Source organism: Microlunatus capsulatus (assembly GCF_017876495.1).
GTDB classification, from domain to species: Bacteria; Actinomycetota; Actinomycetes; order Propionibacteriales; family Propionibacteriaceae; genus Microlunatus; species Microlunatus capsulatus.
In genome coordinates this window covers 4025049-4046992 of record NZ_JAGIOB010000001.1, presented here as the reverse complement: position 1 = coordinate 4046992, position 21944 = coordinate 4025049, and the positions used below count along the sequence as shown (strand labels likewise).

The following is a 21944-nucleotide window of genomic DNA, read 5'->3' as shown; positions in this document are numbered from 1 at the left end:
TAGACCAGACATTCGTTCACGCGTTCCGCTGAGTCATCCACAGATTGACCGGGCGACCCGGGCGGCGGAGTCGGGAGGCAGCACGCTGGCCCGGTGCTGCCGCGCCAGGATCCGTCGTCGAGGCTCCTGACGCTCGCGGCCGGGCAGGCAGGTGTGCTGCTGTCGGAGCAGGTGCAGGACGAGCTGGGGCGACCGGCTCTGCGTCGGCTCGTCGACCAGGGACGCTGGCGGCGGCTGGACCGGTCCGTCTACTTCACCGCCGCGGGCGAGCCGCCTTGGCTGGCGTGGGCCTGGGCCGGCGTCCTCCTCGGCGGGCCGGGGTCACGCCTGGGCGGTACGGCGGCCGCGCACCTGCACGGGCTGCTCCCCGAGCCACCGCAGCGGATCCGGGTGCTCGTGCCGGCGCACCTGGTCCTCCGCTCGCGCGAGCCGTGGCAGTTCTCCCGGGAGCGCCCGGGCGTCCGGTCGCACCGGGCGGGCGGGAGCCCGCCCCGGACGAGCGTCCCGGACACCGTGCTCGACCTCTGCGACCGCGCGTCCGCGGCGGGGGCCATCGGCTGGGTGACCGCGGCCGTGCAGGAGCGCCGGACCACCGTGCCCCTGCTCCGTGACGCGCTGCTGCAGCGCCGCCGGGCCCGCCACCGCGAGCTGCTCACCGATCTGCTGGCCGACGTCGCGGCGGGCGCCGAGACGCCGCTCGAGGTGCGCTACCTGCGCGATGTCGAGCGCGCCCACGGACTGCCCGTCGCGGAGCGGCAGCAGCGGTCCGGTACCCACGCCTACGTCCGCGACGTGCTGTACCGCGCCTTCGGCACGGTCGTCGAGCTCGACGGGCGCCTGGGGCACGAGGGCGTCGGTCGGTTCCGCGACATGGTCCGGGACAACCGCACGCTGCTGGCGGGCGAGGTCACGCTGCGCTTCGGCGCGGTCGACGTCTACGAGCAGCGGTGCCTGGTCGCCCGCCAGGTGGCCGCCGTGCTGCAGCAACGCGGCTGGGACGGCCGACCGGTCCCCTGCCGCCCGCACTGCGCGGTGATCGCGTGAACAAGTGGTGCGTCTACTCACCATTCGTTCACGCGTTCCGGTGGAGCGGAGGTCGGCCGCAGGCCGGGTCAGTAGCGTTCCGGCTTGGCGGAGCGGGACATGAGGGTCGTCATCAGGCCGGCGGGGGTGAGGTCGCCGGCGATGACGGCGGCGACGTTCTCCACGATCGGCATCTCGACCTCGTGCTGGGCGGCGAGGGCCTGGATGGAGGCGCAGGACTTGACGCCCTCGGCCACCTGGCGGGTGGAGGCGCTGATCTCGGCGACGGTGCGGCCGCGGCCGAGCTCCTCGCCGAAGGTTCGGTTGCGCGAGAGGGGGGACGAGCAGGTGGCCACCAGGTCGCCCAGTCCGGCGAGGCCGGAGAAGGTGTAGGGGTCGGCGCCCAGCGCCTGGCCCAGCCGGGAGATCTCGGCGAGCCCCCGGGTGATCACCGACGCCGTCGCGTTGGCGCCGAAGCCGAGGCCGACGGCCATCCCGACGGCCAGCGCGATGACGTTCTTCGTCGCCCCGCCCAGCTCGCAGCCGATGACGTCGGTGTTGGTGTAGGCGCGGAACCGGGGGGTGTGGCAGACCCGCTGCAGGGCGGCGGCGGTCTCCTCCGACGAGCTCGCGACGACGCTGGCCGACGGCTGCCGCTCGGCGATCTCGCGGGCCAGGTTGGGGCCCGTGACGACGGCGATCCGGTCCGCCTCGATGCCGCCCGCCTCGGCGACGACCTGGCTCATCCGCAGGCCGGTGCCCAGCTCGATGCCCTTGGCCAGGCTGACCACCACCGCGTCGCGGGGGATGGGCCAGTGGCTGAGGTTGGTGCGCAGCGACTGCGAGGGCACGCCGAGGACGACGAACTCGGCGTCGGCCACGGCCTCGTCGGGGTCGCTGACGGCCCGCAGCGCCGGCGGCAGCTCGACGGTGGGGAAGTAGTCCGGGTTGCGGTGCTCGGCGTTGATGGCGGCGGCCAGCTCGGGCCGCCGGGCCCACAGCGTGACGTCGTTCCCGGCGTCGGACAGCACGAGGGCGAACGCGGTGCCCCACGAGCCGGAGCCCATGACGGCGATCCGCGCCGGACGCTCGGCCGCGGTGGCGCTCACCGGGCCACCCCCGTCGCCGTCCGCGGGTCGAACGGCACCGCCGGCGGCTGCTCGCCGCGCAGCTCGGCCACCAGGGCGGTGACGGCGGCCATGATCCGCGCCGTCGCCTCGGCGAGCACGGCAGCTGTCAGCGGCTGTGCGCGCAGGTCGTCCAGCGGCACCGGGTCGCCGACGAGGAGCCGGAAGGTCTTGCGCGGCAGCAGGTGCGGCAGGTGGATCTTCTTGCCCGACATGACGTCCTGCGCGCCCCACTGCCCCACGGGCACGACGGGCGCCTGCGTGCTGAGCGCGATCCGAGCGGCACCGGTGCGCCCGCGCATCGGCCAGAGGTCGGGGTCCCGGGTGATCGTCCCCTCGGCGTAGACGACGACGGCGCGGCCCTCCTGCACGGCCGAGACGGCGGCGGCCAGCGCGTCCTGCGCAGCAGCGGTGCCGCGGCGGACCGGGATCTGGCCGCAGGCGCGGATGACGGCTCCGACGACCGGGATGCGGAACAGCGACTCCTTGGCCAGGAAGCGCGGCCAGCGGCCGGAGAAGGCGACGAACTGGCCGACGGCCAGCGGGTCGACGTTCGAGATGTGGTTGACGACCAGGACGACGCCGCCCTCGGCCGGGATCTTGTCCTGCTCGCGCCAGTCGCGGTGGGTGAGCGGGCGGATGACCGCGTGCAGCAGGCTGACGACCCCGTAGATCGTCCGCCCACCGGGCTCGGCGTTCACCTCGGCGAGCGGCGGCAGGTCGGTCCCCGCCCTCCGGTGCAGCACGTCGCCCATCCCACCTACTTCCTGATCACCCGTCCAGCACGGAGGTGGTCCGGCGCACCCCGAGGTGGGCCCACCCTAAGCGATCGTGGCAGCATCTCCTGATCATGGACACGGGGCCGCAGGGAGGCGTGACGCCCGTCCCGGCGGCCGCGGTGGTGGCCCTCAAGCCCGCGGTGCACGCGAAGTCCCGGCTGGCCACGCTGCCCGACGCCCTCCGCCGACGGCTGGCCTGGACGATGGCGCTGGACACCCTGCACGCGCTGGCCGGCGCCGTCGACCTGCTGCTCGTGGTCAGCGACCAACCGGCGCTGGCCAGCCGGCTCGCCCGGGCCGGGGTGGCGGCGGAGGTGGTGCCCGAGGGCGGCGCGCACGGCATGAACGGCGCTCTCGCCCGGGGTGCCGACGTCGCGGTCGCGCGCGGGGCGGCGGCCGTGCTGGCCTGCGTCGGGGACCTGCCGGCCCTGCGCCCGGACTCGGTCCGGACGGTGCTGGGCGCCCTGGACGCGCCCGGCCAGGCCTTCCTCGCCGACGCCTCGGGCGTCGGGACGACGATGCTGCTGGCCCGCGGGGTGCCGCTGGAGCCGCACTTCCAGGGCCGCTCGGCCGCCGCCCACCACCAGTCGGGAGCGGTCCCGCTGACCGACGAGACGCTGGGCACCGCCGTCCCGGACGCGCGCCGTGACGTCGACACCGAGATCGACCTCGGCCCGGCCGCCGGGCTGGGCCTCGGGCCCGCGACGGCAGCCCTGCTCGCCCCGGGGACGCACCGGCTGGCCACCTGGACGGTCGTCACGACCACGAGCTGGACCGACGAGCAGGGGCGCCCGCTGGCCGTCGCCGTCGACGGCCACCGGCTGGTGCTGCCGCCAGAGGCGGTCGACGGGCTGCGGACGCCCCTGCGCGTCGGGCAGCGGCTGCACGCCGTCCACGCGGACGGCGTGGTCCGCTCGGCCTGGCTCTAGCCGGCCGCCCTCACTTCTTCTTCCCGCCGCCCTTGCCGGACTTCTTGGCGTCGGACTTCTTCGCCGCCTTCTTGGCGTCGGCCTTCTTGTCCGACTTCTTTGCGTCCGACTTCTTCGCGTCCGACTTCTTCGCGTCCGACTTCGTGACCGTGTCCTTCGCGTCGGACGTCTTCGCCGCGGCGGCCTTCCCCGCCTTCTTCGTCGCGCTCGCCTCCGGCGCGTCGGCCGCGGTCACGAGCGGCTCCTGCACCGCGGCGGGCGCCTCGGCGGCGGGCGCGGCGGCGGGCGCCGTCGTCCGGGCGGTGGTCCGGGCCGGCCGCGCGGCGGGCGTCGGGGCGTCGACGGTGAGCGCGGGCAGCTCGCGCTGGCCGGCGACGTAGGCCTTGAGCTCGGTGCCGGCGCGGAAGCGCGGCACGGACGTGGCCGGGGCCTCCTTGCGCTCACCGGTGCGCGGGTTGCGGACCATCCGGGCGGGCCGGTCGACCTTCTCGAACACGCCGAAACCGGTGATCGCGACCTTGTCCCCCGCCACCGTCGAGCGGGTGATGGTCTGCACGACGGCGTTCAGCGCACGGGTCGCCTCCGCCTTGCTGCCGTCGTAGTGCTGCGCGAGCGCCTCGACCAGCTCTGCCTTGTTCACGTGGTGCCATCCCTCCGTCGTCGGCCCGGGAGCCGCGATCATGGTCCGCCGCGACGGCGGATTCCCTGCCACGGTAGAACGGCAGCCGGTCCGCGACGACCACCGACCCCCGCCGGCCCGGTGTGCACGGGCCGGCGACGGGCCGCGCCTCAGCGGGAGGTGAGCTGGGTGACCGGCTTGAAGGCCGGCCGGGACTGCTCGTAGGTGGCGATGTCGTCGACCTGGCGCATCGTCAGGCCGATGTCGTCGAGGCCCTCGAGCAGGCGCCAGCGCGTGTAGGGGTCGATGTCGAACGTGGTGGAGAAGCCGTCGGCGGTGATCGTCTGCTCGTGCAGGTCGACGGTGAGGGGCGCTGCGGGGTGGGTCTCGACGTGGTCCCACAGCTCCTCGATGATCTTCTGGTCGACCCCGGCCACCAGCAGCCCGGCCTTGCCGGAGTTGCCGCGGAAGATGTCGCCGAACCGGGACCCGATGACCACCCGGAACCCGTAGTTCTGCAGGGCCCAGACGGCGTGCTCCCGGGAGGACCCGGTGCCGAAGTCCGGGCCGGGGACCAAGATCGTCGCGCCGGCGTACTGCGGCTGGTTGAGCACGAAGGCCGGGTCGTTGCGCCAGGCGGCGAACAGCCCGTCCTCGAAGCCGGTCTTGGTCACCCGCTTGAGGTAGACGGCCGGGATGATCTGGTCGGTGTCGACGTTGCTGCGGCGCAGCGGCACCGCGGTCCCCGTGTGGGTGGTGAAGGCGTCCATGATCAGATCTCCTGCAGGTCGGCGGGGGCGCTCAGCGTGCCGAGCACCGCGGTGGCGGCGGCGACGGGCGGCGAGACGAGGTGGGTGCGGCCGCCCTTGCCCTGGCGGCCCTCGAAGTTCCGGTTCGACGTGGACGCGGCCCGCTCCCCGGGCGCCAGCTGGTCGGGGTTCATGCCCAGGCACATCGAGCAGCCGGCGGCGCGCCACTCGGCCCCCGCCTCCTTGAACACGACGTCGAGGCCCTCGTCCTCGGCCTGCAGGCGGACCCGCGCCGAGCCCGGGACGACGAGCATCCGGACGTTCTCGGCGACGTGGCGGCCCTGGATGACGTCCGCGGCGGCCCGCAGGTCCTCGATCCGCCCGTTGGTGCAGGAGCCGAGGAAGACGGTGTCGACGCTGATCGCGCGCATCGGCTGGCCCGCCTCGAGGCCCATGTACTCCAGCGCCTTGGAGGCGGCCGTCCGGTCGGCCTCCTCGGAGAACGTCTCGGGGTCGGGCACGGAGGCGCCCAGCGGGACGCCCTGGCCCGGGTTGGTGCCCCAGGTGACGAACGGGCTCAGCTGAGTGGCGTCGAGGTCGACCTCGGCGTCGAAGACGGCGTCGTCGTCGGTGCGCAGGGTCTTCCAGTACTCCACGGCGGCGTCCCAGTCGGCGCCCGTCGGGGCGTGCCGGCGGCCCTGCACGTAGTCGAACGTCTTCTGGTCGGGTGCGATCATGCCGGCCTTGGCGCCCCACTCGATGCTCATGTTGCAGATCGTCAGCCGGCCCTCCATCGACAGGTCCTCGATGGTCGAGCCGCGGTACTCCACGACGTAGCCCTGGCCCCCGCCGGTGCCCACCTTGGCGATCAGGGCCAGCACGACGTCCTTGGCGGTGACGCCGGGCGGCAGCTCGCCGTTGATGTTGACGGCCATGGTCTTGGGCTTGGCCTGGGTCAGCGTCTGGGTGGCGAGCACGTGCTCCACCTCGGAGGTGCCGATGCCGAACGCCAGCGCCCCGAAGGCGCCGTGGGTCGAGGTGTGGGAGTCACCGCACACCACGGTCATGCCGGGCTGGGTCAGGCCCAGCCACGGGCCGATGATGTGCACGACGCCCTGGTCGGCCGAGCCGAGGCTGTGGATCGGGACGCCGAACTCCTCGGCGTTGCGGCGCAGGGTGTCGACCTGCGTGCGCGAGACCGGGTCCGCGATGGGCTGGTCGATGTTCAGCGTCGGGGTGTTGTGGTCCTCGGTGGCGAGGGTGAGGTCGGGTCGGCGGACCGGCCGGCCGGCCTGGCGGAGACCGTCGAAGGCCTGCGGGCTGGTGACCTCGTGCACGAGGTGCAGGTCGATGAAGAGCAGGTCCGGCTCGCCCTCGGCGGAGCGGACGACGTGCGCGTCCCAGACCTTCTCGCTCAGTGTCTTGCCCATCAGATCTCCTTCGTCGCTGCGCGGCCCGCCACTCACCGGCCGCGTCCTCCACTGTCGCCCCGGCGGGCTAGGCGGCCCAACTTGAGTTTCAGCATCCGAGACGGCAGTATCAAGGCATGGACAACAGTAGCGGTGTGGGCGTGCTCGACAAAGCCGCCCTGGTGTTGAGCGCGCTCGAGACCGGGCCGACCACCCTGGCCGGCCTCGTGGCCGCGACCGGGCTCGCCCGGCCGACCGCCCACCGGCTGGCCGTCGCGCTCGAGCACCACCGCCTCGTGAGCCGGGACCTGCAGGGCCGGTTCATCCTCGGCCCCCGCCTCGGCGAGCTCGCCTCCGCCGCGGGCGAGGACCGGCTCCTCGCCACCGCCGGACCCGTGCTGGCCCGGCTGCGCGACATCACCGGCGAGTCCGCCCAGATGTTCCGCCGCCAGGGCGACTTCCGGGTCTGCGTCGCGACGGCGGAGCGGATGTCCGGCCTGCGCGACAGCATCCCGGTGGGCACCCAGCTGGCCATGACCGCCGGCTCGGCCGCCCAGGTCCTGCTGGCCTGGGAGGAGCCCGACCGGATGCAGCGCGGGCTGCGCGGCAGCCGCTACTCCGCCGTCGCGCTGGCCGCCGTGCGCCGCCGCGGCTGGGCCCACTCCGTCGGCGAGCGCGAGGCGGGCGTCGCCTCGGTCTCGGCCCCGGTCCGCTCCCCCTCCGGCAAGGTCATCGCCGCCGTCAGCGTCTCCGGCCCGATCGAGCGGCTGTCGCGCCAGCCCGGCCGGCTGCACGCGCCCGCCGTCATCGCCGCCGCCGAGCGGCTGAGCGAGGTCCTGCGCCGCAGCGGCGCCGAGTGACCCGAGGAGCCCGCGAGGCCGTGCGCACGCACTAGGTTGAGCCGCGTGAGCGACCCCACCCCGAAGGTCAACCGCGCCCTCCGCCTCGACCACGCCGTCATGCGCTGGCGAGCGCGGCGCGTCCGCGAGAACGGCTACGTGGCGACGGTCATCCCCTACACCGGCTACGGCTCCACCGCCTGGATCCGCGTGCTCGGCCGGGTGGTGCTGGACCGGCCCGCCGCGGCCGACGCCGGGGAGGCGGCCGGCGCGCGCGGCTGGCGCAACTTCACCAAGGTGCCGGTGGAGGACGCCGAGGTCGAGGTGCGGGTGGGCGGCACGACGGCGGTGGTGACGGCCGACAACAGCGGCATCGTCGACGCAGTGGTCGACGTCGACCTCGAGCCGGGCTGGCACGAGATCACCCTCAGCGCCGAGGGCTCGCGCCCCGCCCGCGCCCACGTGGAGGTCATCGACCCCGACGTCGGCTTCGGCCTGGTCTCCGACATCGACGACACGGTGATGGTCACCGCCCTCCCCCGGCCGCTGCTGGCGGCCTGGCACACCTTCGTGGTCAACGAGCACGCCCGGACCACCACCCCCGGGATGCCCGTGCTGTACGAGCGGCTGACCTCCCAGCACCCCGGAGCGCCCGTCATCTACCTGTCCACCGGGGCGTGGAACGTGGCCCCGACGCTGACCCGCTTCCTCTCCCGCAACCTCTACCCGCGCGGCGCGCTGCTGCTCACCGACTGGGGCCCGACGCCGGACCGCTGGTTCCGCAGCGGGCGCGAGCACAAGCGGGCCAGCCTCGAGCGGCTCGCCGAGGAGTTCCCGGACGTGCGCTGGCTGCTGGTCGGCGACGACGGGCAGCACGACGAGGCGATCTACGGCGCCTTCGTCGCCCGGCACGCCGAGAAGGTCGCCGCGGTCTGCATCCGCCAGCTGAGCCCGGGCGAGGCCGTGCTGGCGGGGGCCGGGTACCGCGACCACAACGTCTCCGGCCGGGCCGCCCGGGTCCCGTGGCTCTACGCGCCCGACGGCGCCGGCCTGGCCGAGAAGCTCGACGACACCGGCCTGCTGGCCGCGCCGACGCCGCAGCCCGAGGTCACGCCCTGAGCACGCTCCCCGCCTGACGGGTCGCGCCCCGACCGGCCCCCTTTGCCGTCGCCCCTACCCCGGGCGGGCGCCGGGGGTGTATCACGGCGGTGGGGGCGGGCTCCCTCCTCCTGAGGCACCGGACGAGGAGAGCACGTGGACGCTGAGCGACGGGTCATGGACCGGGTGGTGGCCGAGGCGGTGGACTTCCTGGGCGGCCTCGACGAGCGGCCGGTCTGCGCCGCCCACGACGTCGACCAGGTGGCCGAGGCCCTGGGCGGGCCGCTGCCGGAGACGGGCGAGGACCCCGTCGCGGTGCTGGACGCCCTGGTGGCCGGCGCCGGTCCGGGCGTGGTCGCCACCCCCTCGGGCCGGTTCTTCGGCTGGGTCATCGGCGGGGTGCTGCCCGCCGCCCTGGGCGCGGACTGGCTGACCTCGCTGTGGGACCAGAACGCGGGCCTGCTGGCCAGCTCCCCGGCGGCCGCCGGGGCCGAGCGGGTGGCCGCCGGGTGGCTGCTCGACCTGCTGGGCCTTCCGGCCGACGCGGGCGTCGGGTTCGTCACCGGCGCCATGATGGCCAACTTCACCTGCCTCGCCGCCGCCCGGCACGCCGTGTACCGCCGGATCGGCTGGGACGTCGAGGCCGACGGCCTGACGGGGGCGCCGTCGCTGACCGTGGTCGTGGGCGAGGAGCGGCACGACACCGTCGACGTGGCGCTGCGCTACCTCGGCCTGGGTCCGGCGCGCAGCGTCGTGGTGCCCGCCGACGGGCAGGGCCGGCTGCGGCTCGACGCGCTGGCCGCGGCGCTGGAGGCCCGCGCGCCGGGGCCGCTCGTGGTCTGCCTGCAGGCCGGCAACGTCAACAGCGGGGCCTTCGACCCCCTCGGTCCGGCCGTGGACCTGGTGCACGCCCACGGCGGCTGGGCGCACGTCGACGGCGCCTTCGGGCTGTGGGCGGCGGCCGCTCCGGGCCTGCGGCACCTCACCGCCGGCCACGAGCGTGCGGACTCCTGGGCCACCGACGCGCACAAGACGCTCAACGTCCCCTACGACAGCGGGCTCGCCGTGGTCGCCGACGCCGCCGCGCTGCACGCCGCCATGGGCGTGCACGCCGCCTACCTCATCCAGGACGAGCGGCCCGACCCCATCGCCTCGGTGCCCGAGTTCTCCCGTCGCGCCCGCGGCTTCACCGTCTGGGCCGCGCTCCGCTCGCTCGGCCGGACCGGGGTCGCGGAGCTGGTCCAGGGCTTCGTCGACCGGGCGCACCGGTTCGCGGCGGCGCTGGACGCCCTGGACGGCGTCGCGGTGGTCAACGACGTCGACTTCACCCAGGTCTGCCTCGCCTTCGACGGCGACGTCGAGACCCGCGAGTCGCACGCCGGCTGCTGGCCGAGGGGACGGCCTGGATGACGCCCTCGGTGTGGCAGGGGCGGGCGGTCCTGCGGATCTCGGTCTCCAACTGGCGCACCGGGGACGACGACGTGGACCGCGCCGCGGCCGCGATCGGCCGGGTGCTGGCGCAGGTCCGCGGTGCGGCTCAGGCGCCCGTCGGCGCGACCTGACCGGCGGCGAAGTACGCGGTGAGACCGGGGTCGAGCGCCGGCACGTCGACGACGGCCCCGCCCGAGCGCAGCGACGTGGTGGCGGCGACGCCGGCGGCCACGGCCTGCCGGGCGGCGACCGGTGAGGTGTCGGTCGGCCCGCCGTCCCGGGCGAAGCGCAGGAACTCCGCGACGAGCAGGGGGTCGGCACCCCCGTGGCCGCCGGCGCCGGAGCGCAGCGGCAGGACGGCGTCGGGCTCGGCGCGGTAGGTGTCGGAGCGCCGGTCCCACAGGGCCACCGTGGCGTCGGGGCCGTCGCCGAAGTTCTCCAGCCGGCCCTCGGTCCCGATGACGGTGTAGCTGCGCCAGTAGTCCGGGGTGAAGTGGCACTGCTGGTACGAGGCCAGCACCCCGTTGTCGAGGGCCAGGTTGGCCATCGAGAGGTCCTCGACGTCCAGCACCGGGGCGAGCTCGCGCTGGCTGGTCGGGGGCCAGGTGTCCACGGAGTACCAGTCGGGCATCTGCCGGTCGGCGTTGTCGCGACGGTCGGCGATCCCGCCGTACACCGCCAGCGTGCCCATCGCCTGCGCGCGCGTGGTGTAGCCGCCCGCCAGCCAGTGGATGACGTCGAGGTCGTGGGCGCCCTTCTGCAGCAGCAGCCCGGTCGTCCGCGTGCGGTCGGCGTGCCAGTCCTTGAAGTAGTAGTCGCCGCCGGTGGAGACGAAGTGCCGGCACCAGACGGCCTTCACCTCACCCACCCGGCCCACGAGCACGGCGTCGCGGAGCGCCCGGACCACGGGCATGTGCCGCATGTTGTGCCCGACGTAGAGGCGGGTGCCGGTCCGCCGCGCCTGCTCGAGGATCCGGTCGGCCCCGTCCGTGGTGATCGCCAACGGCTTCTCGACGAAGGTCGGCACCCCGCGCTCCAGCGTGCGGAGGGCGTGCTCCTCGTGCCGGTGGTCCGGCGTCAGCACGAGCACGGCGTCGAGGTCCTGCTCCAGCAGGGTGTCGAGGTCGGGCAGCAGGGCCACGCCGTCCCCCAGCTGCTCCCCCGCCGCCCGTCGCCGGGCGGGGTCCGGGTCGGCGACGGCGACGACGCGGCTGCCGGCGTCGGGCTGGTGGGCGTAGGCGGCGAGGCTCGAGCGCAGGCCGAAGCCGAGGACGCCGATGCGGGTGGTCATGGGGCTCCTGCGGTGGTGGGCCGGGACCCGGCCGACGCTACCGCTCCTCCGCCGGGCGGCGCGGGACGGCCGGCCCGGGACGCAGAAACGGCACCTGACCAGGTCAGGTGCCGTTCGTGCTGGTAGCCCCGACGGGATTCGAACCCGCGCTACCGCCTTGAGAGGGCGGCGTGCTAGGCCGCTACACAACGGGGCCCCTAGCGCCGGGATCATCGCTGATCCGACCGCGGAAGCCTACCAACTCACCGGTGATCCGGCGAATCCGCAGCTCCCGCCTCGCTGGGGTACTAGGACTCGAACCTAGACTAACTGAACCAGAATCAGCCGGGCTGCCAATTACCCCATACCCCACCGTGCGGCCTTGGCGTCCTGCGCCGCTCGGTGCGCCCCTCGCGGGGCACGAGGGAAGACTTTACTCGACGGGAGCCCCGAGGCCCAAACCGGGTCCGGCGTGTCAGCGGACGACGGTCCCGGCGGCGTCGAGGTCGACCACGTGCCGCAGCTTCAGTGCCCGGAAGGCCAGGTGCGCGAGCACCGCGAAGACGGCGAAGCCGCCCACGTCGAACAGCGCGTCGAGCCACCCGATCTCCCGCACGGCCTTGAGCGCGGCGATGCCGGTGGTCGCCCCCGCGAACACGTAGGCGAAGACGTTGTTGACCACGTGGGCGGCGATCCCGGCCTCCAGGCCGCCGGTGCGCCAGACGAGCACGGCGGCCAGCAGGCCGAACGCGAGCCGGTCGACGAACAGGGGCAGGTTCTGCGTGCCGTGCAGGAGCGCGAACACCACCGAGGAGACGACGACGCCGAACCAGGGCTGGGAGACGAGGCTGCCCAGCGCCTGCAGGAGGTAGCCCCGGAAGAAGATCTCCTCGGCCGCCGCCTGCAACGGCGAGGTCAGCAGGATGACGACGAGGAAGCCCCAGAAGCCCGGCTGCAGCCCCACGGCGGGCCGGTCGGGGGCCGCGAGCTGGGAGAGCAGCAGCACCCCGTTGAGGCTCACCAGGGCGATGCCCAGGCAGACCAGCAGGTAGCGCCACCGCAGCCCCGGGCGGACCGACGCCAGCCAGCGCGGGTGCACCCGGTGGACCAGCCAGAGGATGCCGCAGGCGATGGGGATGAGCGTGGCGATGCCGAGGTTGGCCCCCAGCATCCCGACCGGGCGCTCGAAGGCGAGCGCCTGCCGGGCGTAGTCGGCGTAGACGACGTCACCCGCGGTCAGCGCCCAGCCCAGCACGATGACGACCTGGCTCACCAGCCCGGTCAGCAGCACGAACAGCGACAGCCCGAGCACCACGCCGAGGACCGAGCGGCCCGGCGCGTAGCCCGGCCCCCGCAGGACGAGCGGGTACGGGGCGCCGTCGACCGGCAGCACCTCCGACGGCGGCCCCGCGGAGCCGGCCGGGGCGCCGACCGGCCGGCCGCGGTCGCTGGTCGCCGGGCGGGGCGGCCGCGACCCATCCGGGCGCGACGAGGACGGGCGCGACGAGGACGCGCGCGGCGGGGACGGGCGGGACGGCGCCGGCTGGGCGCCAGAGCGGACGGCCGGGTTCCCCGAGCGGCCCTTCTTCGGCGGGGGCCCCGGGGGCGGGGCTGACGGCTTGGCCACCGTCAGCCCGCCGGCTGGTCGGTCGCCAGCGAGGACCGCGCCGCGGCGATCCGGGCCAGCGCCGAGGACCGGCCCAGCAGCTCGATGGACTCGAACAGCGGCGGGGAGATCCGCCGCCCGGTGATCGCGATCCGCACCGGGCCGAAGGCCAGCTTGGGCTTGAGGCCCAGCCCCTCGACCAGCGCGGACCGCAGGGCGGCCTCGACGGCGGCGTGGTCGAAGGAGTCCAGCCCCTCCAACGCCTCGGCGGCGGCCGCGAGCGTGCGGTCGGCGTCGGGGCTCATCCCGGCCGTCGGGTCGATGACCACGTCGGCGTCGGCGCGGAAGAGGAAGCCGAGCATGTCGACGACCTCCGACAGCGTGTTCATCCGCTCCTGCACCAGCGGCGTCGCCGCGGCGAGCAGCTGGCTCTCCCCCGGCGTCGGCGGGTCCTGCACCAGCCCGGCGGCGTGCAGGAAGGGCAGCAGCTGGCGCTCCAGCTCGGCCGGCGGCAGCGCCCGGATGTGGGAGGCGTTGATGGCCTCGCACTTGCGGGCGTCGAAGCGGGCCGGGTTGGCGTTCACCCGGGAGATGTCGAAGGCCTCGACCATCTCGGCCAGGGAGAAGACGTCGCGGTCCTCCGCGATCGCCCAGCCCAGCAGGGCCAGGTAGTTGAGCAGCGCCTCGGGCAGGTAGCCCTTCTCGCGGTACTCGGCCAGGCCGGAGCCCTGGTCGCGCTTGGAGAGCCGGCGGTTGCCCTCCCCCAGCACCGTCGGCAGGTGGCCGAACACCGGGACCTGGCCGCCGCCGACGCCGACCTGGGCCAGCGCCTGGTAGAGCACGATCTGGCGGGGCGTCGAGGGCAGCAGGTCCTCGCCGCGGAGCACGTGGGTGATCCGCATCAGGGCGTCGTCGACGGGGTTGACGAGGGTGTAGAGCGGCTCGCCGTTCCCGCGCACGAGCACGTAGTCCGGCACGTTCTCGGGCGCGAAGGTGATGGGGCCCCGGACCAGGTCGTCGAAGGAGATCGGCGCGTCGGGCACCCGCATCCGGACCACCGAGGAGGTGCCCAGCGCGTCGAGCTCGGCCACCCGCTCGGCCGGCAGGTCGCGGCAGAAGCCGTCGTAGCCGGGCGGCGTGCCCTTGGACCGAGCGGCCTCGCGGGCCTCGATCTCCTCGCGCGTGCAGAAGCAGCGGTAGACCAGCCCGGCGTCCAGCAGCTTCGCGACGACGTCGCGGTAGACGCTGCTGCGCTCGGACTGGATGTAGGGCCCGTAGGGCCCACCCGTGACCGGGCCCTCGTCCCAGTCGAGGCCCAGCCAGCCGAGCGAGTCGAGCAGCCCGGTGTAGGACTCCTCGAGGTTGCGGCCGGCGTCGGTGTCCTCGATGCGGAGCACGAAGGTGCCGCCGTGGTGGCGGGCGAAGGCCCAGTTGAACAGCGCGCTGCGGACGTTGCCGACGTGCAGGTTGCCGGTCGGCGACGGCGGGAACCGGACCCGCACGTCGGCGGGGGCGATGCCGCGCAGGGCGCGGTCGGCGGGCGGGCTGGACGGGTCGGGCGGGCTGGAGGGGACGTCGGGGCTGGTCACGGGGTCACTCCGTCTCGGTGCTGCGGGGGGCCGCGGCCTCGGGGCTGTCCGAGGTCACGGTGTTGGTGAGGGTGCCGATGCCCTCGATCTCGATGCTGACCTCCTGGCCGGGCCGCATCGTGCCGACGCCCTCCGGGGTGCCGGTGAGGATGACGTCACCCGGCAGCAGGGTGGTGAAGGAGGTGATGTAGGCGATCAGCGCGGGGATGGAGTGCACCATGTCGCTGGTGCGGCCGTTCTGCTTCTCGACGCCGTCGAGGGTGGTGCGGATGCCGAGGTCGGCGACCTCGTCGAGGGTCTGGTGGGTGGTGATCCAGGGGCCGAGCGGGCAGAACGTGTCGTAGCCCTTGGCGCGGGCCCACTGGCCGTCGCTCTTCTGCAGGTCGCGGGCGGTGACGTCGTTGGCCACGGTGTAGCCGAAGATCACCTCGGCCGCGCGGGACTCCGGCACCTCCTTGCAGATCCGGCCGATGACGACAGCCAGCTCGCCCTCGAAGCTCACCTGCTCGCTGACCCGCGGGTGCACGATGGCGTCGCCTGGGCCGATGACGGAGGTGTTGGGCTTGAAGAAGGTCAGCGGGGTGGTGGGCACGGCGTTGCCGAGCTCGGCCGCGTGCGCGGCGTAGTTGCGGCCGACGGCCACGACCTTGCTCCGCGGGATCACCGGGGCGAGCAGCCGCACCCCCTCCAGCTCGTGCCGCTCCCCGGTCAGCTGGACCGGGGTGGCGAGCGGGTCGCCGGTGAGGACGGCGACGGTGCCGGGGTTCCGGCCACCGTCCTCGAGGAGCTCGACGACGCCGTACTGGGGGTCGCCGCCGGAGGCGAAACGTGCGATGCGCATGGGGGCCAGCCTAGCGAGGGACGACCCCCTCCCCGTCCGGCACACTGGGGCCCATGACCCCGCCCCCCGCCGCCGGCCGCGCCCCCTACGACGCCGTCGAGCTGATCCGCTGCAAGCGCGACGGCGGCGAGCTGGAGCCGGCCGCCGTCGACTGGCTGCTGCAGGCCTACACCGACGGCGAGGTGGCCGAGGAGCAGATGGCGGCCATGGCCATGGCGGTGTTCTTCCGCGGACTGACCCGCGCCGAGCTGGGCCGCTGGACGGCGGCGATGATCGCCTCGGGCGAGCGGCTCGACTTCTCCGGGCTGTCCCGGCCGACCGTCGACAAGCACTCCACCGGCGGCGTCGGGGACAAGATCACCCTGCCGCTCGCCCCGCTGGTGGCGGCCTGCGGCGTCGCGGTGCCGCAGCTGTCGGGTCGCGGGCTGGGCCACACCGGCGGCACGCTGGACAAGCTGGAGGCGGTCCCGGGCTGGCGGGCGGGGCTCAGCAACGCCGAGATGCTGGCCCAGCTGGAGGACGTCGGCGCCGTGATCTGCGCGGCGGGCTCGGGCCTCGCGCCCGCCGACAAGAAGCTGTACGCGCTGCGCGACGTCACCGGGACCGTCGAGTCGATCCCGCTGATCGCCTCCTCGATCATGAGCAAGAAGATCGCCGAGGGCACCTCGGCCCTGGTGCTCGACGTCAAGGTCGGCACCGGAGCCTTCATGAAGGACGAGGCCGACGCCCGGGCGCTGGCGGAGACGATGGTCGGGCTCGGCCAGGACGCCGGCGTCACCACGGTCGCGCTGCTCACGCAGATGTCGAGCCCGCTGGGGCTGACCGCGGGCAACGCGCTGGAGGTCCAGGAGTCGGTCGACGTGCTGGCGGGCGGCGGGCCGGCCGACGTCGTCGAGCTCACGCTCGCGCTGGCCCGGGAGATGCTCGGGGCCGCCGGCCGCGGGGACGTCGACCCGGCGGCGGCGCTGGCCGACGGCCGGGCCATGGACGTCTGGCGGCGGATGATCCGCGCCCAGGGCGGTGACCCCGACGCCCCGCTGCCCCGCGCCCGGGAGACCGAGGTCGTCCGCGCGGAGTCCGACGGCGTGCTGACCTCCCTCGACGCCATGGCCGTCGGGCTGGCTGCCTGGCGGCTCGGGGCCGGCCGGGCCCGGCGCGAGGACAGCGTCCAGGCCGGCGCCGGCGTCGAGCTGCACGTGAAGCCGGGCGACCGGGTGCGCGCCGGCGACCCCGTCCTCACCCTGCACACCGACACCCCCGAGCGGTTCGACCGCGCCCGCGCCGCCCTGGAGGGCGGCTGGTCCGTCGGTCCGGAGGCGCCCCGGGCCGAGCCGCTGGTGCTGGCCCGCATCGCCTGACCGCCCGAGCCCGCACCCCGCGCCCCGCGCCCGCCGAAGGGCCGACCCCGCGCCCTGAGCCCGCCGAAGGGCCTTCGACAGGCTCAGGCAGCGGGTAGCACGAGCTCAGGCAGCGGTGGAGACGTTGGCGACCGGCCGGCCCCTCAGACGCTGACGCGCTCCTCGGCCGGGCGCACGGCGGCCGGCTCCGGCGTCTCGGCGTGGATGAGCCCGTAGAGGTAGGCGTCGCTGAGCGCCTCCCAGGACGCCTCGACGATGTTCTGGCCGACCCCGACGGTGGTCCAGGCCCGCCGGCCGTCGGTGGTCTGGATGAGCACCCGGACCGTCGCGTCCGTGCCGTGGCCCTGGTCGAGGATCCGCACCCGGTAGTCGATGAGCTCGAAGCGGTCGACGACGGGGTAGGCCGGCCGCAGGGCGTTGCGGACGGCGTGGTCGAGGGCGTTGACCGGGCCGTTGCCCTCCCCCACCACGCGCTGGGCCTGGCCCTTGGCGCTCAGCCGGACGGTGCACTCGGTGTCGGTCTCGCCCTCGGCGCCCGGCGCGGGGTGGCCCTGGGTGAAGACCCGCCAGGAGTGCACGGCGAAGTACTCCGGCAGCTGGTCGAGCTCGCGGCGCAGCAGCAGCTCGAAGCTGGCGTCGGCGGCCTCGTAGGTGTAGCCGGCCGCCTCGGCGTCCTTCACCCGCTGGGTGATCCGGGCGGCCAGCTCGCGGTCGGAGAGGTCGAACCCGAGCTCCTCCCCCTTCATCTGGATGTTCGCGCGGCCGGCCATGTCGGAGACGAGCATCCGCATGTCGTTGCCCACCACGGCCGGGTCGATGTGCTGGTAGAGGTTCGGGTCGACCTTGATCGCGCTGGCGTGCAGCCCGGCCTTGTGCGCGAACGAGGACAGCCCGACGTAGGGCTGGCGGGCGCTCGAGGGCACGTTGGTCACCTCGGCAATGGCGTGGGCGATCCGACTGGCCTCGGCCAGGGCACCCTCGGGCAGCAGCGGCCAGCCGTACTTGAGCTCGAGGTTCGCGACCACCGAGATGAGCTCGGCGTTGCCCGTCCGCTCGCCGTAGCCGTTGACGGTGCCCTGCACGTGCATGGCGCCGGCGTCGACGGCGGCCAGGGTGTTGGCGACCGCGCAACCGGTGTCGTTGTGGGCGTGGATGCCCAGCGGGACACCGGTCGCGGCGGCCTCGGTGACGATCTCACCCACCCACGGCGGCAGCATGCCGCCGTTGGTGTCGCACAGGACGACGACCTCGGCTCCCGCCTCCGCCGCCGTCCGCACCGCCTCCAGGGCGTACGCGGGGTTCTCCCGGTAGCCGTCGAAGAAGTGCTCGCAGTCCACGAACACCCGCTGGCCCTCGGCCACCAGGTGCGACACCGTGTCCGCGATCATGTCGAGGTTCTCGCGCAGGGTGGTGCGCAGAGCCTGCTCGACGTGGCGGTCGTGGCTCTTGGCCACGAGGCACGCCACCGGCGCGCGCGAGTCCCGCAGCGCGGCCGTCAGGGGGTCGTCCGCGGCGCGCATCCCGACCCGCCGGGTGAAGCCGAAGGCGACCAGGGTGGCCCGGCGGAGCGCGTTCGCGCCGTCGGCCATGGCGGCGAAGAACGCCGTGTCGTTGGGGTTGGCGCCCGGCCAGCCGCCCTCGACGAAGCCGACGCCCAGCTCGTCGAGCAGGCCCGCGATCGTCAGCTTGTCGGCGACGGAGAGGTTGAGCCCCTCCTGCTGCGACCCGTCGCGCAGGGTCGTGTCGAAGACGTGGAACTCGGCCGGCTTCGGCCTCAGCTGGGCGAACATCGCAGATCCCTCGAGTTGGTGGGTGGTGGGCGGGGCCCGGGTCCGGGAACGAAAAAACCTCCCGTACGAGGACAGGAGGTTCGGCGCGCTGGCGAGGAGCTCAGCGCGCTAGCTAATGATCACGACCACGGCGGACATGGGCTCAGTGTGCACCCGGGGAGCACCCCCGTCCAGCAGCCGACCGCGATCCGGTCACCCGGGTCGTGGTCGGCCGTCCGGCGCTCAGACGACCCGGCGCAGCCAGCCGTGGGTGTCCTCGGCCCGCCCGTACTGGACGTCGAGGAGGTTCTTGCGCAGCGCGGCGGTGGTCTCGCCGGTCTCGCCGCCGCCCACCACGTGGCTGCCCGACGCGTCCTGCAGGACGCCGATCGGGGTGACCACCGCGGCCGTGCCGCAGGCGAACAGCTCGGCCACCCGGCCGGAGTCGACGCCCTCGACGAGCTCCTCGAGGCTGATCCGGCGCTCCACCGGGGTGAGCCCGAACTCCGTGGCGAGGGTGAGGATCGAGTCCCGGGTCACGCCCTCGAGGATCGAGCCGTTGAGCTCCGGGGTGACCAGCTCGCCGTCGGTGGTGACGAGGTAGACGTTCATCCCGCCCAGCTCCTCCACCCACCGGTGCTCGGCGGCGTCGGCGAACATCACCTGGTCGCAGCCGTGGGCGGCGGCCTCCTGCTGCGCGACCAGGCTGGCGGCGTAGTTGCCGCCGGTCTTCGCCGCGCCCGTGCCGCCCGGCGCTGCCCGGGCGTAGGTGGTCGAGATCCAGATCGAGACCGGGTGCACCCCGCGGGCGAAGTAGGCCCCGGCCGGGCTGGCGATGCAGCAGTAGGTGACGCGCTGCGCCGGGCGGACGCCCAGGAAGGCCTCGGAGGCGAACATGAACGGGCGCAGGTAGAGGCTCTGCTCGCCGTGCACGGGCACCCACGCCCGGTCGGCGGCGACCAGGGCGTCGATGCTGGCCAGGAAGTCCTCCGCCGGCAGCACGGGCAGCGCCAGCCGCTCGGCCGAGCGCGCCATCCGGGCGGCGTTCTGGTCGGGCCGGAACAGGTGCACGCTGCCGTCGGCGTGCTGGTAGGCCTTGAGGCCCTCGAAGATCTCCTGCGCGTAGTGCAGCACCGCGGTGGCCGGGTCCAGGCTGAACGGGCCGTAGGGCACGACGGCGGAGTCGTGCCAGCCGTCCGAGGCGGTCCAGGTGGCCACGGCCATGTGGTCGGTGAAGCTGAGGCCGAACCCGGGGTCGGCCAGGACGGCTCCGCGCTCGGCGTCCGTGCGCGGGTGCGGGTTGGCGCGGAGCTCGAACTGAAGACTCACGGGGCTGCTTTCGACGAGGGCGGCTGCGGGGACGGGGACACCGCGGGGACGGGGGCTGCCCGGACGCCCGGAGAGCCCGGGCGAGACGCTAGCAGGAAGCGCCCTGAGACCCGGCCGGTGACGCCGGGGCGGCTCGCTACGATGCCGCGATGAGCGCTCCGACCCCCGCGACGTCCGCCCGCACCCCCGTGAATCTCGCCGTCATCGGCGGCGACGGCATCGGCCCGGAGGTGGTGGCCGAGGGCCTCAAGGTGCTCGACGCGATCACCGGTCCGGGGACGTTCGCCACCACGCGCTACGACCTGGGCGCCGCCCGCTGGCAGCGGACCGGGGAGGTGCTGCCCGACTCCGTGCTGGGCGAGCTGGCGCAGGCCGACGCGATCCTGCTCGGCGCGGTCGGCGCCGCGCCCGGCGCCACCGACGTGCCCAGCGGGCTGCTCGAGCGCGGCCTGCTGCTCAAGCTGCGCTTCGCCTTCGACCACTACGTCAACCTGCGGCCCAGCCGGCTCTACCCCGGGGTCCCGACGCCGCTGGCCGGCGACGTCCTCGACCGCGGCGAGATCGACTTCCTCGTCGTCCGCGAGGGCACCGAGGGCCTCTACTGCGGCAACGGCGGCACAGTCCGGACGGGCACCCCGCACGAGATCGCCACCGAGGTGAGCGTCAACACCGCCTTCGGCGTCGAGCGGGTCGTCCGCGACGCGTTCGAGCGCGCCACCCGCCGCCGCAACAAGATCACCCTGCTGCACAAGCACAACGTGCTGGTCAACGCGGGCGGCCTGTGGCGCCGGCTCTTCGAGTCCGTGGCCGCCGAGTACCCGGGCGTCACCACCGACTACCTGCACATCGACGCCGCGATGATCTTCCTGGTCACCGACCCGCAGCGCTTCGACGTCATCGTCACCGACAACCTGTTCGGCGACATCGTCACCGACCTCGCGGCCGCCGTCACCGGTGGCATCGGCCTGGCGGCCAGCGGGAACATCAACCCCGACCGCACCTTCCCCTCGATGTTCGAGCCCGTGCACGGCTCCGCACCCGACATCGCGGGCCAGGGCATCGCGGACCCGACGGCGACGATCCTCTCGGTCGGTCTGCTGCTGGAGCACCTCGGGTTCGCCGAGGAGGCCGCGCGGGTGGAGAAGGCCGCCGTGGCCGACATCGCGGCCCGCCGGGGACAGCCGCGCCGCTCGACGAGCGCCGTCGGCGACGCGATCGCCGCCGCCGTCTGACCGGCTGAGCACGCCGGGCCGCCGTCCGCTCAGGCGGAGGGCCGGCCGGGCTCCGCGCTCTCGAGCTGGCGGGCGATGACGGCGGGCAGCACGGGGTGCGGCCGGCGCGGCCGGCGGCGGGGCCGCTCGGCGTCCGCCGGGCGGGCGCTCTCCTGCGCCCAGGTCTGGGGGTACATCTCGTACACGGTGCTGCTCCTCGCGGGGCGGGCACCGGCCCTGCTGGACCGGTCTCCTCGAGATGCTAGGGGGTCCTAGGAGTTCGGGACAGGTCGTGCACGGCGGATACCACATCGTGGACCCGCCGTGCCGCAGGCGCGGGGCTGGCACACTCGACGAGGTGAGCGCACCCCCCGACCTGCCCGAGCTGGTGGTGCGCGCCCTGCGGATGTCGCTGGAGCGCGGCTACGTCCAGGCCTCGCGGTCCGAGACCGGCCGGCTGCTGGCCACCCTCGCCGCCACCCGCAGCGGGACCATCGCCGAGTGCGGCACCGGCTGCGGCGTCGGCGCCGCCTGGCTGCGCAGCGGCGCCCCGAAGACCACGCGGGTGATCACCGCGGAGCTGGACCCCGGTCTCGCGCACGGGGTGATGACGATGTTCGCCGGCGACGACATCGACGTCATGCACGCCGACTGGGGCAGCCTGCGCGAGCACGCCCCCTTCTCGCTGATCTTCCTCGACGCCAGCAGCGCCCGGGAGTGGCCGCGGGAGGAGATCGTCGCCCTGCTCGACGAGGGCGGCATGATCGTCCTCGACGACTTCACCCCCTGCCCCACGTGGCCGCCGCTGGTCCGCGGCCGCGTCGACACGCTGCGCCTGGACTGGCTGTCCGACGAGCGCTTCACCAGCGTCGACGTGATGGTCGCCGAGGACACCTCGGTCCTGGTCGCCGTCCGCCGCTGAGCGCTCGCCCCGCCTCCGGGCGGTGTCCACGGCACCCGCGGTCACC

General features: G+C 74.5%; 21 protein-coding genes and 2 tRNA genes. 9 read left to right on the top strand and 14 right to left on the bottom strand.

All coding sequences use genetic code 11. From position 1 onward, the window contains the following. The first annotated feature begins 93 nt into the window (after nt 1-93). Nucleotides 94-1044 carry a type IV toxin-antitoxin system AbiEi family antitoxin domain-containing protein gene (locus JOF54_RS18830; protein WP_210058632.1) on the top strand — a complete coding sequence of 317 codons (951 nt, stop codon included), beginning with the start codon at nt 94-96 and terminating at the stop codon, nt 1042-1044. A 68-nt stretch (nt 1045-1112) separates the two neighbouring features. On the opposite strand, the gene JOF54_RS18825 is transcribed toward JOF54_RS18830, so the two are convergent. Both JOF54_RS18825 and JOF54_RS18820 read right to left on the bottom strand, forming a co-directional pair. Further along, nucleotides 1113-2132 (bottom strand): NAD(P)H-dependent glycerol-3-phosphate dehydrogenase, encoded by a 1020-nt coding sequence (locus JOF54_RS18825; protein ID WP_307804374.1) that lies wholly within the window; start codon nt 2130-2132, stop codon nt 1113-1115. Continuing rightward, entirely contained in the window at nt 2129-2905 is a 777-nt protein-coding gene (locus JOF54_RS18820; protein ID WP_210058630.1) for a lysophospholipid acyltransferase family protein, read from the bottom strand. Before JOF54_RS18820 ends, JOF54_RS18825 begins: the two co-directional genes overlap by 4 nt. 119 nt (nt 2906-3024) lie before the next feature. On the opposite strand from JOF54_RS18820, the gene cofC reads away from it, so the two are divergent. After that, nucleotides 3025-3858, top strand: coding sequence for a 2-phospho-L-lactate guanylyltransferase (gene cofC / locus JOF54_RS18815; protein WP_210058627.1), 834 nt, complete (start codon nt 3025-3027; stop codon nt 3856-3858). A gap of 10 nt (nt 3859-3868) precedes the next feature. Here cofC and JOF54_RS18810 read toward each other — a convergent pair whose 3' ends face one another. From JOF54_RS18810 to leuC, 3 genes are all read right to left on the bottom strand, one after another. Beyond that, on the bottom strand, nt 3869-4498 hold the full coding sequence (locus tag JOF54_RS18810) for an HU family DNA-binding protein (RefSeq protein WP_210058625.1): 630 nt from the start codon (nt 4496-4498) through the stop codon (nt 3869-3871). 149 nt (nt 4499-4647) lie between these two features. Further along, nucleotides 4648-5247 (bottom strand): 3-isopropylmalate dehydratase small subunit, encoded by a 600-nt coding sequence (gene leuD / locus JOF54_RS18805; protein ID WP_210058623.1) that lies wholly within the window; start codon nt 5245-5247, stop codon nt 4648-4650. Nucleotides 5248-5249: 2 nt separating this feature from the next. Then, nucleotides 5250-6656, bottom strand: coding sequence for a 3-isopropylmalate dehydratase large subunit (leuC, locus tag JOF54_RS18800; protein ID WP_210058621.1), 1407 nt, complete (start codon nt 6654-6656; stop codon nt 5250-5252). 116 nt (nt 6657-6772) lie between these two features. On the opposite strand from leuC, the gene JOF54_RS18795 reads away from it, so the two are divergent. The 4 genes from JOF54_RS18795 to JOF54_RS18780 all read left to right on the top strand — a co-directional run bounded on the left by JOF54_RS18795 (nt 6773) and on the right by JOF54_RS18780 (nt 10134). Beyond that, on the top strand, nt 6773-7495 hold the full coding sequence (locus JOF54_RS18795; RefSeq protein WP_091411586.1) for an IclR family transcriptional regulator: 723 nt from the start codon (nt 6773-6775) through the stop codon (nt 7493-7495). Nucleotides 7496-7540: 45 nt separating this feature from the next. Further along, a complete protein-coding gene (locus JOF54_RS18790; protein WP_307804373.1) occupies nt 7541-8593 on the top strand; it encodes an App1 family protein phosphatidate phosphatase in 1053 nt (350 codons plus the stop codon). 135 nt (nt 8594-8728) lie between these two features. Then, nucleotides 8729-9982, top strand: a complete 1254-nt coding sequence (locus JOF54_RS18785) for a pyridoxal phosphate-dependent decarboxylase family protein (RefSeq protein WP_210058619.1) — start codon at nt 8729-8731, stop codon at nt 9980-9982. Then, nucleotides 9979-10134, top strand: coding sequence for a hypothetical protein (locus JOF54_RS18780; RefSeq protein WP_210058617.1), 156 nt, complete (start codon nt 9979-9981; stop codon nt 10132-10134). Before JOF54_RS18785 ends, JOF54_RS18780 begins: the two co-directional genes overlap by 4 nt. On the opposite strand, the gene JOF54_RS18775 is transcribed toward JOF54_RS18780, so the two are convergent. From JOF54_RS18775 to JOF54_RS18750, 6 genes are all read right to left on the bottom strand, one after another. Then, entirely contained in the window at nt 10110-11294 is a 1185-nt protein-coding gene (locus JOF54_RS18775; protein ID WP_210058614.1) for a Gfo/Idh/MocA family protein, read from the bottom strand. The two genes, JOF54_RS18780 and JOF54_RS18775, sit on opposite strands and share 25 nt — an antisense overlap. 120 nt (nt 11295-11414) lie before the next feature. After that, nucleotides 11415-11490: transfer RNA gene (locus tag JOF54_RS18770), tRNA-Glu, on the bottom strand. A gap of 83 nt (nt 11491-11573) precedes the next feature. Further along, nucleotides 11574-11645 (bottom strand) — tRNA-Gln (locus JOF54_RS18765). A gap of 103 nt (nt 11646-11748) precedes the next feature. Next, nucleotides 11749-12666 (bottom strand): CPBP family intramembrane glutamic endopeptidase, encoded by a 918-nt coding sequence (locus JOF54_RS18760; RefSeq protein ID WP_210058612.1) that lies wholly within the window; start codon nt 12664-12666, stop codon nt 11749-11751. Between the two features lie 236 nt (nt 12667-12902). Further along, on the bottom strand, nt 12903-14468 hold the full coding sequence (gene gltX / locus JOF54_RS18755; protein ID WP_425560604.1) for a glutamate--tRNA ligase: 1566 nt from the start codon (nt 14466-14468) through the stop codon (nt 12903-12905). Between the two features lie 4 nt (nt 14469-14472). After that, complete coding sequence (locus tag JOF54_RS18750) at nt 14473-15309, bottom strand: fumarylacetoacetate hydrolase family protein (RefSeq protein WP_210058610.1); 837 nt, start codon at nt 15307-15309, stop codon at nt 14473-14475. A gap of 53 nt (nt 15310-15362) precedes the next feature. On the opposite strand from JOF54_RS18750, the gene JOF54_RS18745 reads away from it, so the two are divergent. Beyond that, nucleotides 15363-16667, top strand: coding sequence for a thymidine phosphorylase (locus JOF54_RS18745; RefSeq protein ID WP_210058607.1), 1305 nt, complete (start codon nt 15363-15365; stop codon nt 16665-16667). A gap of 143 nt (nt 16668-16810) precedes the next feature. Here the strand turns inward: JOF54_RS18745 and cimA are convergent, their stop codons facing one another. Together cimA and JOF54_RS18735 are read right to left on the bottom strand one after the other, a co-directional pair. Next, nucleotides 16811-18457, bottom strand: a complete 1647-nt coding sequence (gene cimA / locus JOF54_RS18740) for a citramalate synthase (protein WP_210058598.1) — start codon at nt 18455-18457, stop codon at nt 16811-16813. A 222-nt stretch (nt 18458-18679) separates the two neighbouring features. Continuing rightward, nucleotides 18680-19765, bottom strand: a complete 1086-nt coding sequence (locus tag JOF54_RS18735; protein ID WP_210058595.1) for a branched-chain amino acid aminotransferase — start codon at nt 19763-19765, stop codon at nt 18680-18682. Between the two features lie 149 nt (nt 19766-19914). On the opposite strand from JOF54_RS18735, the gene JOF54_RS18730 reads away from it, so the two are divergent. After that, the gene (locus JOF54_RS18730) at nt 19915-20997 is read left to right on the top strand and encodes a 3-isopropylmalate dehydrogenase (protein ID WP_210058593.1); all 1083 of its coding nucleotides are present in this window, start codon (nt 19915-19917) and stop codon (nt 20995-20997) included. Between the two features lie 29 nt (nt 20998-21026). On the opposite strand, the gene JOF54_RS18725 is transcribed toward JOF54_RS18730, so the two are convergent. Further along, nucleotides 21027-21182: a hypothetical protein gene (locus tag JOF54_RS18725; RefSeq protein WP_210058585.1), complete on the bottom strand. Its 156-nt coding sequence runs from the start codon at nt 21180-21182 to the stop codon at nt 21027-21029. Between the two features lie 152 nt (nt 21183-21334). Between JOF54_RS18725 and JOF54_RS18720 the strand changes: the two genes are divergently transcribed. Continuing rightward, nucleotides 21335-21898: an O-methyltransferase gene (locus JOF54_RS18720; protein ID WP_210058583.1), complete on the top strand. Its 564-nt coding sequence runs from the start codon at nt 21335-21337 to the stop codon at nt 21896-21898. Nucleotides 21899-21944 lie beyond the last annotated feature (46 nt).

Bases quoted from the DNA above. Each gene is read 5' to 3' on its own strand.
- leuC (WP_210058621.1), bottom strand. From the start codon at position 6,656: ATGGGCAAGACACTGAGCGAGAAGGTCTGGGACGCGCACGTCGTCCGC.
- JOF54_RS18795 (WP_091411586.1), top strand. From the start codon at position 6,773: ATGGACAACAGTAGCGGTGTGGGCGTGCTCGACAAAGCCGCCCTGGTG.
- JOF54_RS18820 (WP_210058630.1), bottom strand. From the start codon at position 2,905: ATGGGCGACGTGCTGCACCGGAGGGCGGGGACCGACCTGCCGCCGCTC.
- JOF54_RS18750 (WP_210058610.1), bottom strand. From the start codon at position 15,309: ATGCGCATCGCACGTTTCGCCTCCGGCGGCGACCCCCAGTACGGCGTC.
- leuD (WP_210058623.1), bottom strand. From the start codon at position 5,247: ATGGACGCCTTCACCACCCACACGGGGACCGCGGTGCCGCTGCGCCGC.
- JOF54_RS18745 (WP_210058607.1), top strand. From the start codon at position 15,363: ATGACCCCGCCCCCCGCCGCCGGCCGCGCCCCCTACGACGCCGTCGAG.
- JOF54_RS18775 (WP_210058614.1), bottom strand. From the start codon at position 11,294: ATGACCACCCGCATCGGCGTCCTCGGCTTCGGCCTGCGCTCGAGCCTC.
- JOF54_RS18780 (WP_210058617.1), top strand. From the start codon at position 9,979: ATGACGCCCTCGGTGTGGCAGGGGCGGGCGGTCCTGCGGATCTCGGTC.
- JOF54_RS18730 (WP_210058593.1), top strand. From the start codon at position 19,915: ATGAGCGCTCCGACCCCCGCGACGTCCGCCCGCACCCCCGTGAATCTC.
- cimA (WP_210058598.1), bottom strand. From the start codon at position 18,457: ATGTTCGCCCAGCTGAGGCCGAAGCCGGCCGAGTTCCACGTCTTCGAC.